Origin of the sequence: Paraburkholderia sp. A1RI_3L (assembly GCF_048957895.1) — a bacterium.
Lineage (GTDB): Bacteria > Pseudomonadota > Gammaproteobacteria > Burkholderiales > Burkholderiaceae > Paraburkholderia > Paraburkholderia kururiensis.
The window spans coordinates 59,570-72,531 of sequence record NZ_JARCHA010000018.1; the positions used below are offsets into that span (position 1 = coordinate 59,570).

The 12,962-nt window shown below is 68.1% G+C and carries 11 protein-coding genes; 8 read left to right on the plus strand and 3 right to left on the minus strand.

The window, feature by feature from the left end; translation table 11 throughout:
• Positions 1-54: 54 nt before the first annotated feature.
• Entirely contained in the window at positions 55-900 is an 846-nt protein-coding gene (locus PXJ20_RS29800; protein ID WP_421032251.1) for a polysaccharide deacetylase family protein, read from the minus strand.
• Positions 901-1,523: 623 nt separating this feature from the next.
• Here PXJ20_RS29800 and PXJ20_RS29805 point away from each other — a divergent pair.
• The 5 genes from PXJ20_RS29805 (at position 1,524) to PXJ20_RS29825 (ending at position 8,023) form a co-directional block, all read left to right on the plus strand.
• Positions 1,524-2,174 carry a BON domain-containing protein gene (locus PXJ20_RS29805; protein ID WP_026121643.1) on the plus strand — a complete coding sequence of 217 codons (651 nt, stop codon included), beginning with the start codon at positions 1,524-1,526 and terminating at the stop codon, positions 2,172-2,174.
• A gap of 174 nt (positions 2,175-2,348) precedes the next feature.
• On the plus strand, positions 2,349-2,861 hold the full coding sequence (locus PXJ20_RS29810) for a BCAM0308 family protein (RefSeq protein WP_017775706.1): 513 nt from the start codon (positions 2,349-2,351) through the stop codon (positions 2,859-2,861).
• A gap of 86 nt (positions 2,862-2,947) precedes the next feature.
• Entirely contained in the window at positions 2,948-4,972 is a 2,025-nt protein-coding gene (gene ftsH, locus PXJ20_RS29815) for an ATP-dependent zinc metalloprotease FtsH (protein WP_413215940.1), read from the plus strand.
• Entirely contained in the window at positions 4,959-6,794 is a 1,836-nt protein-coding gene (polX, locus tag PXJ20_RS29820) for a DNA polymerase/3'-5' exonuclease PolX (protein WP_421032252.1), read from the plus strand. The genes ftsH and polX overlap by 14 nt, the downstream gene beginning before the upstream one ends.
• A gap of 110 nt (positions 6,795-6,904) precedes the next feature.
• On the plus strand, positions 6,905-8,023 hold the full coding sequence (locus tag PXJ20_RS29825; RefSeq protein WP_421032253.1) for a hypothetical protein: 1,119 nt from the start codon (positions 6,905-6,907) through the stop codon (positions 8,021-8,023).
• Here the strand turns inward: PXJ20_RS29825 and PXJ20_RS29830 are convergent.
• The gene (locus tag PXJ20_RS29830) at positions 7,984-9,123 is read right to left on the minus strand and encodes a ribose-phosphate diphosphokinase (protein ID WP_421032666.1); all 1,140 of its coding nucleotides are present in this window, start codon (positions 9,121-9,123) and stop codon (positions 7,984-7,986) included. The genes PXJ20_RS29825 and PXJ20_RS29830 overlap by 40 nt on opposite strands.
• A 71-nt stretch (positions 9,124-9,194) precedes the next feature.
• Here PXJ20_RS29830 and PXJ20_RS29835 point away from each other — a divergent pair, with 71 nt between their 5' ends.
• The gene (locus PXJ20_RS29835) at positions 9,195-10,163 is read left to right on the plus strand and encodes an acetyltransferase (RefSeq protein ID WP_421032254.1); all 969 of its coding nucleotides are present in this window, start codon (positions 9,195-9,197) and stop codon (positions 10,161-10,163) included.
• 256 nt (positions 10,164-10,419) lie between these two features.
• Here the strand turns inward: PXJ20_RS29835 and PXJ20_RS29840 are convergent, their stop codons facing one another.
• Positions 10,420-11,079: a nitroreductase family protein gene (locus PXJ20_RS29840; protein WP_017775712.1), complete on the minus strand. Its 660-nt coding sequence runs from the start codon at positions 11,077-11,079 to the stop codon at positions 10,420-10,422.
• A 479-nt stretch (positions 11,080-11,558) separates the two neighbouring features.
• Between PXJ20_RS29840 and PXJ20_RS29845 the strand changes: the two genes are divergently transcribed.
• Entirely contained in the window at positions 11,559-12,209 is a 651-nt protein-coding gene (locus tag PXJ20_RS29845) for a BON domain-containing protein (protein WP_017775713.1), read from the plus strand.
• A gap of 158 nt (positions 12,210-12,367) precedes the next feature.
• Complete coding sequence (locus PXJ20_RS29850; protein WP_017775714.1) at positions 12,368-12,661, plus strand: hypothetical protein; 294 nt, start codon at positions 12,368-12,370, stop codon at positions 12,659-12,661.
• The last annotated feature ends 301 nt before the right edge of the window (positions 12,662-12,962 follow it).

Sequence of the window (12,962 nt, forward strand, 5' to 3'; positions counted from 1 at the left end):
CCCAGGCCAACACGCTCGCCCGCAAAGGCGTCCCCCTTCTGCCCGGTTTGGCCCTCATCGTGCGGACTCCCCGGACGACACTGCCGGCGTCACCGTTTCGCCCAGCAGCCGCGCGAGCACGGCGGGCGTGCAGGCATCCACCATCAGGAAGCGCGGCATGGCGAGGAGCCGCGCGCGAGGCGTCACCTTGTGCGCCTCGAGCGTGAAGGCCGCCTTGTAACCCGCTTCGCCCGCAAGTGTGACGAGTTCCTCGTCGTAGACGCCGAACGGCCACGCGAGCATGTCCACGTCCGTGCCGACCTCGGCCTCTATTCGCTCGCGCGAATGTTTGAACTGCGTGAGCACGAAGCGCCGGAACTCGTCCGGTGCCTGGCGGCGGCGTTCGATGTTGAAGTTCGGATGCCACCACGTGTGTGACTGCACGTCGAAGAGTCCGGTGTCGTGCAGCGTGCGCAGCTGGTTCCACGTCAGCGCATAAGGCGCGTTGGAAACGGCGCTCGGATAGACGAACAGCGTGACGGGCAAATGCTCGCGCTGCACGATGGGCAGCATCACGTCGTAGACGGAACGGTGCCCATCGTCCACGGTGAGGGCCACGGCCTTGAGCGGCAGCGTGACGGGTGTGCTGGCCGGCCCGCCCGCAGATGCATTCGCGGGCGCACGTTTCGCCTCGTCCTGCTGCGCGCGCAGCCACGTCACCACGTCGCGCAGCGGCACGAACTGATAGCCGTGCTCGCGCAGGAAGCGCAGCTGCGCCTCGAAGGTTTGTGTGCGCACCGTCATCGAATCGTCCGCCGTTTCGGCGAAGCGGTGATAAACGAGAATCGCGACTTCCCGTGTGCCCTGCGGGTCCGGTGCGCTACCCACCGGCGCGCCACCCGCGCCGCCGGCCCAGGCCATGCAGGTCGTCCAGCCAATACCTGCCGCAAACATACGCCACCCCCGTCCGAAAAATTGTTGCATTCAAGCCTCTGCCTGTTCTTTGCCCGCTGTGTGCCTTGCTCTGTGCCTTGCTGTGTGCCTCGGTGTGCCTGGGTATGCCCGTTACCGCGTTCTGCCGACGTTTCGTCGATGTCTCATTGCCATGGCGCGCTTGTGCGCACCCGCGCGGCGGTTGCGCGCCCGAATGGCCGGTTCATTGCCGCTTCGGTCAATCACTATCGGGCAAGCGGCACGAGGCCGCATTTCGCCGCGTTGGACGTATTCGACCCGTCGAGCGCCCTTGCTGGCTTGATCTGAGTCAAGCGGGTCCGCCCCCGTGAAAACGGTTACGCGCCCACGAGAGGCCGCCTCTGGCCGCGCGCGCCCCGCAGCGGCGGCGCGCGCAGCGCCGTATCCCCGTTATTCGCGTTTCGCGGCCGTTTGAGCAGGGTGGCGCCCGCTTGATCGGTATCAACATTTGCCAGGGCGTGTGCGCGATGCTGGAGGCCGAATCTCGCGCGTTGCTCACGCATTCGTTGCTCACGCATTTCTCGCGCCTTGCTCTTCCATTCACGTGCACTTCACCGCGCAGGAGACGCCTCATGAAGTCCGATGCAACACTCAAGCAGGACATCGAACAGGAGCTGTACTGGGACCCCGCGCTCGACGCGCGCAGCATCGAAGTCGCGGTCCACGACCGCATCGTCACGCTGCGCGGCTCGGTGTCGAGTTGCGCGCAGAAGATCGCGGCACAGAAGGCCGCGCAACGCGTGGGCGGCTGCCGCGCGCTCGTGCTCGAACTCGACGTGCCTGAGCCGCCGCCGGGCGCACGTTCCGACGAGGAACTGGCGCAGGCCATCGTCTCCGCACTGAAGTGGCAGGAGGGGCTCGACGAAGAGTCCATCCAGGTCGAGGTGGAGCGCGGCTGCGTGACGCTCTCGGGCGAGGTCGACTGGGGCTACCAGCGCCACGCGGCCGAAATGCTCGTCTCGCGCATGCGCGGCGTGGTGGGCGTGATGAACCAGATCGCGGTGCGCGCGAACGAGGCCGCCGCGGACGTCGGCACGCAGATCGCCGCGGCGCTTGCGCGGCGCGCGCAACGCGAATTCGCGGGCATTGCCATCGACGCGCGCGACGGCATCGTCACGCTCACCGGCACCGTGAGTTCGCTCGCCGAGAAGCGCGCGGCGTGCGGGGCGGCGTGGTCGGCAAGAGGCGTGCGCTCGGTGGTGGACCATCTCAACGTGGCGTGACGCGGGCGCGGCATTGAGCCGTCAGCAGTTTCACCGGTCCGCCGTTGCGCGGCTGGTCAAAGAGGGCATCAAAGCCGGTATCGAAGCCGGTACCGAAGCGCATGCACAGGCAGATACGCAGGCCGATGCCAAAGCAGATAGTCGAATCAGATATAGAGGAAGAGGACACACATCATGACCCGTTCCACTGAACCCGGCGGCACGAAAATGCGCCGCGACCATCAACCCGGCGCCCGTACCGACGACAGCTACCGTCAGCCGAAGCGTGAGGCAGGCGGAACCACTTGCAGCCAGTGCGGCGCGACCTGCGAAAACGGCCGCTGGACCTGGCACGCTGCCGCGGACGACGCGCGACAGATCGTCTGCCCCGCGTGCCGCCGCATTCTGGAAGGCGCGCCCGCAGGCGAACTCGTGCTCTCGGGCGACTACCTGCAGGCTCACGTCGACGACGTGCTCGGCCTCTTGCGCAACCAGGCCGCGGGCGAGGAAAAGGAGCATCCGCTCGAACGCATCATGGCCATCGATTCCGCCGACGGCCAGGTGGTGGTGCGCACCACGGGCCCGCATCTCGTGCGCCGGCTGGGCGAAGCGATGCTCAGAGCCCACCAGGGCGAACTCACCATCAGCTACGGCGAGAACGAAGCCCTGTTGCGCGGCGCGTGGTCGCGCGGCGCGGCGGGTAAATAGGCATCGCGACGAGACCACCGCAACGAGGCGGAAAACGGCAGAGGTCCATGGAAAAGAAAAGCGACTACACGGGCGTGCTCATCACGATGACGTTCGTCGCGATCGTCATCGTGCAACTGCTGATGCTGAAGACGACGAGCACCACCATCGCCTACAGCGACTTTCACCGGCTCGTGGCGTCCGCTCAGGTGCAAGACCTTGAAATCGGTCCGACGACGATCGCGGGCACCTTGCGCATGCCGGACGCGGCAGCCGCATTGCCTGCATCCGACGCCGCCGCGGTCAAGGAAGGCGGCGCGCCGTGGCGCTTTTCCACCACGCGCGTGCCCGACGACCACCTGATCGACAACCTCACTGCGGCGGGCATCCGCTATCGCGGCGTGGCGGAGAGCACGTGGCTCGGCTCGCTGCTCTCTTGGGTGCTGCCGCTCGTGGGCTTTTTCCTGTTCTGGACGCTGCTCATGCGCCGGCCAGGCGGTCTGCAGGACTTCACGGGCATCGGCAAGAGCAAGCCGCGCGTCTACGTGCAGAAGGAAACCGGCATCACCTTCGACGACATCGCCGGTATCGACGAGGCCAAGGCCGAGCTTCAGCAGATCGTCGCGTTCCTCTGCAACCCGGAGCGCTACCGGCGCCTCGGCGGCAAGATTCCGAAGGGCGTGCTGATCGTGGGCGCGCCGGGCACGGGCAAGACGCTGCTCGCCAAGGCCGTGGCGGGCGAGGCGGCGGTGCCGTTTTTCTCGATCAGCGGTTCGGCGTTCGTGGAGATGTTCGTGGGCGTGGGCGCCGCGCGCGTGCGCGACCTCTTCGAGCAGGCGCAGCAGAAGGCGCCCTGCATCGTCTTCATCGACGAACTCGACGCGCTCGGCAAGGTGCGCGGCGCGGGCGTGACCTCGGGCAACGACGAGCGCGAGCAGACGCTCAACCAGTTGCTCGTGGAGATGGACGGCTTCCAGCCGAACTCGGGCGTCATCATCATGGCCGCCACCAACCGGCCCGAGATACTCGACCCGGCGCTGCTGCGTCCGGGCCGGTTCGACCGCCACATCGCCATCGACCGCCCCGACGTGACCGGGCGCCGCCAGATTCTCGCGGTGCACGTGAAGCACGTGAAGCTGGCGGCGGACGTCGATCTGGGCGAACTCGCGGCGCGCACGCCGGGCTTCGTGGGCGCCGACCTCGCGAACGTGGTGAACGAGGCCGCGCTGCACGCCGCCGAACTCGAAAAGCCGGCCGTGGAGATGGCGGACTTCGACGAAGCCATCGACCGCGCCATGGCCGGCATGGAACGCAAGAGCCGCGTGATGAACGAGCACGAGAAGATCATCATCGCGCACCACGAAGCAGGCCACGCGCTGGTGGCGCAAAGCCGCGAGCATTGCGACCCCGTGAAGAAGGTGTCCATCATTCCGCGCGGCGTGGCGGCGCTCGGCTACACGCAGCAGGTGCCTACGGAAGACCGCTACGTGCTGCGCAGAAGCGAACTGCTCGACCGGCTCGATGCGCTGCTGGGCGGGCGCGTGGCTGAAGAAATCGCGTTCGGCGACGTCTCCACGGGCGCCGAGAACGATCTGGAGCGCGCCACCGCGATGGCGCGGCACATGGTGGCGCGCTACGGCATGAGCGAGCGCATTGGCCTCGCCACGTTCGGCGACGCCGACGGCAATGCGCCGTTCCCGTTCGCGCCGGGCGCTTCGGGCGAGCGTTGCAGCGAGAGCACGGCGCAATTGATCGACGAGGAAGTGCGACGGCTGCTCGCCGAGTCGCACGAGCGCGTGATGCGTACGCTGATGGCGCGCCGCGACGCGTTGGAGCGAATCGCACAGCGGCTGCTCGAACAGGAAGTGCTCGATCACGAGACGTTGTTGCGGTTGATTGCGGGTGAAGACGCGAAAGCGGGCGAGAGCGAAGGCGAGGCCGCCGACCCCGCTGGCGCCACTGCCACCGCGACGCCGCCCGCCGCGGAGCTTGCGGCCCAACCCGGCGCTCAATCCGGGGCCCAACCTTACGCGGAACCGGCAAGCGCATCGCCCGCTGAGCCAGCCTCCGGGGCCGCGCCCGAACCGGCCATGGCCAGTTCCCCGAACGAGCCTCACCATGCCGGTCCATAACGCCGATTTCGCCGCGGTGTTTTCCGAGATCGCGGACCTGCTCGAAATCGAAGCCGCGAATCCGTTTCGCGTGCGGGCTTACCGCAACGCGGCGCGCACCGTGGGCGGCTACGGACGCGACGTGGCGCAGATGATCGCAAAGGGCGAGGCGCTGGACGACATCCCGGCCATCGGCACCGACCTCGCCGCAAAGCTGCGCGAGATCGCCGCCACCGGCTCGTGCAGTCTGCTTCAGCGACTGAGGAAGGAATTGCCGCCCGCCATCGTGGAACTGCTCGACGTGCCGGGCCTTGGCCCCAAACGCGTGCGCATGCTCCACGACGCGTTGCATGTGGATACGCTGGAGCAGCTTCGCGAAGCCGCGCAGTCGGGCGCCATCCGCACGCTGCCCGGCTTCGGCGAGAAGACCGAGGCGCATATCGGCGAAGCGTTGGCGAGGCGGCTCCAGCATCGCGAGCGGCGGTTCCTGTTGCCGTTCGCAGCGCAATATCTGGAGCCGCTGCTCGCGTACCTGCGCGCGACGCCCGGCGTCGTGCAGGCCGTGGCAGCCGGCAGCTTCCGGCGCATGCGCGAAACCGTGGGCGATCTGGACATTCTTGTGACCGCGCATCAGCCCGCCGCGGTCACGGCGCGCTTCGCGCAGTACGACGAGGTGGCACAGGTGCTCGCGAGTGGCGAGACGCGCGCCAGCATCGTGCTCAAGTGCGGGCTCCAGGTGGATCTGCGCGTGGTGGTGCCGGAGTGCTTCGGTGCGGCGCTCGTGTACTTCACGGGGTCGAAGGCGCACAACATCGCGATGCGCCGCATGGCGCAAGACCGCGATCTGAAGATCAACGAGTACGGCGTGTTTCGCGGCGAGCGCCGCATCGCGGGTACGACGGAGGAATCGGTGTATGCCGCGATTGGGCTGGCATGGGTGCCGCCCGAACTGCGCGAAGACCGCGGCGAGATCGACGCAGCGCGCGAAGACCGGCTGCCCGCGCTGGTAGAGCGCAAAGACCTGCGCGGCGACCTGCACGCGCACACCAACGCTACGGACGGCCGCAACAGCCTGCGCGAGATGGCGCTCGCGGCGCGTGAACGCGGCCTCGACTATCTCGCCATCACCGACCACTCGCAGCGCCTCGGCGTGGCGCACGGGCTCGACGCCGCGCGCCTCGCGCAGCAGATCGACGAGATCGACCGCCTGAACGAAACACTCGGCGGCATCGTGCTGTTGAAAGGCATCGAGGTGGACATTCTCGAAGACGGCCGGCTCGATCTGCCCGACGACGTGCTCGCGCGGCTCGACCTCGTGGTGGGCGCGGTGCACAGCCACTTCAACCTTTCGCGCGAGGCCCAGACCGCACGCGTGCTGCGCGCCATGGACCACCCGCACTTCACGATCCTCGCGCACCCCACAGGGCGGCTGATCGGCGAACGCGACGCCTACGATCTCGACCTTGCGCGCGTGATCGCGCACGCGCACGAACGCGGCTGCTACCTGGAACTCAACGCCCAGCCGCAGCGGCTTGACCTGGAAGACGTTGCGTGCCGCGAGGCTGCGCAGGCGGGCGTGCTCGTTTCGGTGAACAGCGACGCGCACAGCACCGACGACTTTCGCCATCTCGATACCGGCATCGGCCAGGCACGGCGCGGCTGGCTGACGAAGCGCGACGTGCTCAACACGCGCACGCTCGCACAGTTGCGGCCGCTGCTGGCGCGCACGATGGGCAAGGGGCGCGGGCATGGCGCATCCGCGGACGCCGGCGCCAGGTCGGCTGGTCACGCCGCCGCCGTGCCGCAAGACGCTCGCGGACCCCTCCCTGTCACGCGGAGCTGACGTGGTCCGCATGCCGCGCTGCCGTTTCGTGAGGCCGGCAGGCGCCGTGTACTTTCACCGCGTGCGTTGCCACCATCGTCCGCATCGTCTGACATGACCCGCCGCCCATCATGACGAGACCGCGAAAGCCCCGCGCCCCCGCCACCCTGACGCTCGACGCGAAGGTCGAACGGCTGCGCGATCCGGCCGCCTGGCCCGAGCGGCCGCAGGCCGTGCAATGCATCGAAACCCATATGTCGTGGGTCTTTCTCACCAACGGTCACGCGTGGAAGCTCAAGAAGCCGGTGCGCTACGAACAGCTGGATTTCCGCACGCTGGAGGCCCGCCGCCACTTCTGCGAGGAAGAGTTGCGGCTCAACCGGCGGCTCGCGAACGGCGTCTATCAGCGCGTGGTGCCGCTCACGCTCGACGCCGAGGGCGTGCTGCGTCCCGGCGGCGAAGGCACCGTGGTGGACTGGCTCGTGAAGATGAAACGCCTGCGCGCGGATCAGATGCTCGACTGGGCGCTCGCCCACCAGACCGCCACGGCACGCGACGCGCGAAACATCGCGGAGCGCCTCGCCGCGTTTCATCGCTCGCTCGCCGCCGCGCCATGGACGCCCGAGACCTATCGAAACACGCTGCGCGAAGGCATCGACGAAAACGAGCGCGAACTCTGCAGGCCCGCGTTCGGCCTGCCCGCTGACGAGGTGGCCGCGCTCTGCGCGCAGCAGCGCGCCATGCTGGCCAACCACGCCGCGCGCTTCGACGAGCGCGTGCACGGCGGCTGGGTGGTGGAAGGGCACGGCGACTTGCGCCCCGAACACGTATGCCTTGCGCCACCGGTTGCCGTGATCGATTGCCTTGAGTTTTCGCAGAGCCTGCGAACGCTCGACGTGCTCGACGAAATTGGCTACCTCGCGCTGGAATGCGAGCGGCTGGGCGCGCCCGTTTTCGCGCGGGCATTGCTCAAGGCGTACGGCGAGGCTTATGGGGAGGCGGGCGGGGCGCGCGTCGATGCGGCGCTCGTGAACTTTTATCAGAGCTACCGCGGGGCGGTGCGCGCGCGGCTTGCCGCGTGGCACCTGCGCGAGCGCGCGTTCCGGTCGGGGTCGCAGGCGGTCGTGCATTGGCGCGAGCGCGCGGCGCAATACCTGGCACTCGCGCAACTGCACGCGCAGCGCGGCGCGCGTGCGTTCGCCGAGACGCCTCAGTGCTGCAACAACTCCACGATCGAGCCGCCCGTGTGAATGCGCGCGATGGCCTCGGCGAAGAGCGGCGCGGTATCGAGTACGGTGAGCTTGTCGAGAAGCGCGCCGGGCGGCACGCGCCACGGCGGCACGGTATCGGTAATCACGACCTGCTCGAACGCCGGTTGTGCGCAGGGGGTGTCGCGAGCGGGCGCCGGTTCGGCGGAGGTGAAGGCGGAACTGCGAGTGGGCATCGGTTCGGTGGAGGCGGCATCGTGAACCGGCACCGCGGTGCTCTGCGAGCGCGCGCCATCCTGCGAGCCAGCCCGCACGCCCGTGCCCAGCACCTGCGCCGCCGCGCCAATGAAGAGCCCGTGCGTGGCCGCGGCGTAGACCGTCCGCGCGCCCAATGCGCGGCAGTCCGCGGCGACGTGCGCAAGCGTGGTGCCGGTGCCGATCAGGTCGTCCACGATCACGGCGCAGCGCCCGTTCACGTCGCCCACGATCGGCTTGCCCGTGACCACGCCGCCCGCCCGCAGCTTGCCCGCGAAGGCGGCCTCCACGGGCCGGCCGAGGTGCGCCGCGAGCCGCAGCCGGAAGTCTTCGGCGCGCCGGATGCCGCCCGCGTCGGGCGAGACCACCACGACGTCCTCGTTCGCAAGACGCGATGCGAACCACGCGGCGAAGAGACCGTTGGCCTCCAGATGCTCGGTGCGGCAACTGCGAAACGCGTTCTGCCAGGCGGCGAGGTTGTGCACGTCGAGCGTGACGATGCGGTCCGTGCCGACCGCTTCGAACAGCTGGGCGACGTAACGCGTGGTGACAGGGTCGCGCGGCTGCGATTTGCGGTCTTTGCGCGCGTAGGCGAGATAGGGCACGACCGCGCAGACGCGCGCGGCCGAAGCGTCTTTCAATGCGCCGAGAAAGAACAGCAGGCGGCACAGCTTGTCGTTCACGGTTTCGTGCGCGTCGCCGTAGAGGGAATGCACGACATAGACATCGCTGCCGCGCACGTTCACGAGGGGGCGCGTCTTGTGCTCGCCGTCTTCGAATGCGCGCTCTTCGTGTTCGCTCAATGCGATGCCCAGCTGCGCGGCAATGCGCGCGCCGAACTCGCGCGTCGCACCGAGCGCGAACAATTTCAGGTCCGTCTGGTCCATCATGAAGATTGCCTCGCTTCGATTGGCCTGCCTGCGCTTGCTGCGCTCACTGCATTGACGCGTTCCTGTTCATGAAGCACTTCGATGTATTCAACGGCGATGCCGACGGTATCTGCGCTCTCCATCAGCTGCGGCTCGAGCAGCCCATGGAGGCTACGCTCGTCACCGGCGCGAAGCGTGACGTGGCGCTGCTGCAGCGCGTCGAAGCCGTGGCCGCGGCGGGAGACTCTGTCACCGTGCTCGACGTTTCGCTCGAGACGAACCACGCGCCGCTCGTCGCGCTGCTCGACCGGGGCGTGGACATCGAGTTCTTCGATCATCACTATGCCGGCGCCGTGCCGGTGCACGCATTGCTTGCGGCCCATATCGATCCGGCCCCGGACGTGTGCACCAGTCTGATCGTGGACCGACACCTGCGCGGCAAGCACCGCCTGTGGGCCATTGCGGGCGCGTTCGGCGACAACCTCATGGGACCGGCGCATGCACTGGCTGTGCAGGCGAGGCTTGCCGAGCGCGACGAGCAGCAGTTGCGCGAACTCGGCGAGGCCATGAACTACAACGCCTACGGCGACAGCGAGGCCGATCTCATCGTGCCGCCCGCCGCGCTCTATCGCGCCGTGCGCCCCTACACGGACCCGTTCGAATTCATTGCGGCCACCTCGCTCGTGGAGCAGCTTGCCGACAGCCGTCGGCGCGACATGGCGCTTGCGCATCAGCAGCGGCCCGCCGCGGAACTGACGTGCGGCAGCGTGTATGTGCTGCCCGACGCGGCGTGGTCGCGCCGCGTGCGCGGTGCGTTCGCGAATGCGCTGGCGAACGCGGAGCCGCAGCGGGCACATGCGGTGCTTTCCGCGACGCAGTGCGGCGATTTCACCGTGAGCGTGCGCGCGCCCGTCGGCTTGCCCTACGGCGCGGACCGGCTGTGCCGCAGCTTCGCGACAGGCGGCGGACGCATGGCCGCGGGCGGCATCAACAGGCTCGCGCGCGAGCGCTTCGACGAATTCGTGCAGATGTTCCGGCATGTGTTCGAGGCCGCCTGAAACGTGACGTGAGACAAGCCCGTTTGACGCGCGGTTGACTTCCGCCTGCATCCCCGCTTGAAGCTGGCTTGGACCGGGTTTGAACTGCGTCCGCAGCCGCGTCTGAATCACGCCAGGGTTTCGCGTTGATCTCGCGGGGGTTTCGCCGGAGTCCCGCTTGAGCCGCTTCGGTCACTCGGCCCCGCGCTACCTCCGGCATTTCACCTGCGGCATTTCACCTCCGGCATTTCACCCCCGGCATCTCACCTGCGGCACCTCAACGCGCTGCCTGCACCGCAGGCAGGCCCACTGTCTGCGCGAGGATGGGCAGCTCGTCTTCGTTGAGGCTCAACGCATCGGACAGCACGCGATGGTTGATCCAGCCCCGCACCACCGTGGCGAGCCCCGCCGATGCGCAATACAGCGACACGTTCTGCGCGATGGCGCCCGCGGCCACGGCGGCGAACGTTTCACGCTGCGACTGCGGCATGCTGAGCAGCGCCGACATACGGATTACGTAGACGAGATCGAGCGGCGCCGCGCCCACGAAGTCCTGATAGCCCGTCATGTTGCGCGCGTCCACGGCGTGCTTGAGCACCAGCCGGTGTTGCGGCGCGTCGTAGCGGTACACGCCGTTGGGCAGCGCCGCGTAGATGTCGACCTCGTTGAATGCGTGCGCCGAGGGCGCGGTGCGCCCGCCCGTGAGCGGCCGGTTCACGCCGTCCGCGGCCCAGAGCAGTTCGCCGAGTATGGCGGGCGAGAGCGACGTGGGCGCGAACTCGCGCGTGCTCGTGCGAAACGAAAGCGCCGTCATGAGCGGCAGGCCCGAGCGCAGGTCGGGTTGCGGCAGCTCGATGACCGGCGGGGTTTCGCCTTGCGGCTTCGGCGGCTGTGTGGCAGGCGCCGGCTTGTATGTCAGGAGTTGCTTCTGGCTCATGTCCCACTCCGTTGTGCGTGACGGTGGATATTGGTGCGCGCGAGCGCCGCGCGCTGCCTTTTCACGATAGCGGGTTGGCGCCCCGGCGCGCTTGATTTCAGTCAACCGCCCGGTGGCGTAAAAGACCTTTCCATCGAAGCACCCGCGCCGTAGAGGGGGCGGGTGTCGCCCCGATTCGAGCCGGTTGCGACCGCGCGTGCGCATCGCGTTTTGTGTGCGTCGCGTGATGGGCCAATTGTCGCCAGAAGGCCGAAATGAGGCGCTGGGGGCGCCGTTGACCTGCATCAGAAACAGGCCCCCACCCGCATGCAAAGCTGGGTCTGCATGGGCGAGCCTGCGTGCCTGGATTTCGCAGGCAGACCGCCCGGGTGAACGGGTGCACTTATCCGGCTCACTCATTTGGCAAGTCATCTTGCAACTTATCTGGCAACTCATTTGGCAACTCATTTGGTAACTGCGGCGGCAGCGAGGAGAAGGCGATGAAGACGGACGCGCAATTGAAGCAGGACGTGGAAGACGAACTGGAGTGGGACCCGGCCGTGAAGGCGACGGACATCGGCGTGGAAGTGTCGGACCGCATCGTGACGCTCTCGGGGCATCCGTCGAGCTACGCGGAAAAGGTGGCGGCCGAGAAGGCCGCGCATCGCGTGGCCGGCGTGAAGGCCGTGGTGGTGGAGATGCACGTGCGGCTGCTCGGCGACGACGTGCGCACCGACGAAGATATCGCCAACGCCGTGCGTTCCGTGCTGCGCTGGACCGTGGGCCTGCGCGAGGACGACGTGAAGGTGCAGGTCGAGAAGGGCTGGGTCACGTTGAGCGGCGAGGTGGAGTGGGCGTATCAGAGCCACATTGCGAATCGCGCGGTTTCGCAGATGCGCGGCGTCACGGGTGTGTCGAACCGCATCGACGTGCGCGGCGACGTGGATTCCGAAGACATCGGTACGAACATTGCCAAGGCGATGCAGCGGCACGCGGAACGCGAGACGAAGCACATCCAGATCAAGGTGCAGGACGGCACGGTGACGCTCTCGGGCAAGGTGGGCTCGTACGCGGAGCGGCAGGTGGCCCGCGGCGCGGCGTGGTCCGCGCCGGGCGTGCGCGCCGTGATCGACAACCTCGTCGTGGAGTGATACGCCGTGCAGCGGATCGACATGAATCATGCAACGCATCGCGCACCTCGCCACGCAACCCGCGATGCCACTGAAGCAACCGGCACGGCCAGTGTGGTGCGTGCAGTGCATGCGGTGAGTGTGGTGACGCAGCGGCGCGCCTGCCGCAGAGGCCAACCATGACCATCCTCGGCAACGTACACGAAGGGCACTGGTCCGTGGCGGTGGAGACGGCGCCGGCGCCGGGCGGCGCGCCCGGGGTGCATGGCGCGCATGAGGTGCATGGCGCAGACGGTTCGCACGGCTACGTGTGCGAGATCTGTGTGACGCACGAGCGGGCCGGCGACAAGCTGTTCGAGCACCGCTTCCGTCACGCCCGCACGTTCGCGAGCGAGCGCGAGGCGGTGCTGGAGGGCCTGCGCGAAGGGATGACGTGGATCGAACTGAAGATGGCGAACGCGTTCGACATGTGAGAAGACGCGTTCGAGAGGCGAGCGCGCGGCAAGCGGGCTAAAAGCGGGCTACAAGCGGGCTACAAGCGGGCTGCAAGCGCCGCGCGCTTCGCGGGAATCGCGTCAGCCCTCGTTGCGCGCCGGGGCAGGCAAGCGGGTTGCGGTAGCGGACCTGGTCAATGAGGAAGGCGAGGCCGCAGGCAATGCGGAAGGCAATGGCCCAGGCGCCGTCGCACCAGGCGACACCGCGGGCGACGCATCGGCGGGCGAACTGCCCGGCGCGTTTTGCGGCATCGAAGCCGCGGGTTTGCCGTCCTGTCGA

Coding starts and splice junctions, on each gene's coding strand:
- PXJ20_RS29800 (WP_421032251.1), bottom strand. CDS start 900: ATGGCCTGGGCCGGCGGCGCGGGTGGCGCGCCGGTGGGTAGCGCACCG.
- PXJ20_RS29805 (WP_026121643.1), top strand. CDS start 1,524: ATGAAGTCCGATGCAACACTCAAGCAGGACATCGAACAGGAGCTGTAC.
- PXJ20_RS29810 (WP_017775706.1), top strand. CDS start 2,349: ATGACCCGTTCCACTGAACCCGGCGGCACGAAAATGCGCCGCGACCAT.
- ftsH (WP_413215940.1), top strand. CDS start 2,948: ATGACGTTCGTCGCGATCGTCATCGTGCAACTGCTGATGCTGAAGACG.
- polX (WP_421032252.1), top strand. CDS start 4,959: ATGCCGGTCCATAACGCCGATTTCGCCGCGGTGTTTTCCGAGATCGCG.
- PXJ20_RS29825 (WP_421032253.1), top strand. CDS start 6,905: ATGACGAGACCGCGAAAGCCCCGCGCCCCCGCCACCCTGACGCTCGAC.
- PXJ20_RS29830 (WP_421032666.1), bottom strand. CDS start 9,123: ATGGACCAGACGGACCTGAAATTGTTCGCGCTCGGTGCGACGCGCGAG.
- PXJ20_RS29835 (WP_421032254.1), top strand. CDS start 9,195: ATGAAGCACTTCGATGTATTCAACGGCGATGCCGACGGTATCTGCGCT.
- PXJ20_RS29840 (WP_017775712.1), bottom strand. CDS start 11,079: ATGAGCCAGAAGCAACTCCTGACATACAAGCCGGCGCCTGCCACACAG.
- PXJ20_RS29845 (WP_017775713.1), top strand. CDS start 11,559: ATGAAGACGGACGCGCAATTGAAGCAGGACGTGGAAGACGAACTGGAG.
- PXJ20_RS29850 (WP_017775714.1), top strand. CDS start 12,368: ATGACCATCCTCGGCAACGTACACGAAGGGCACTGGTCCGTGGCGGTG.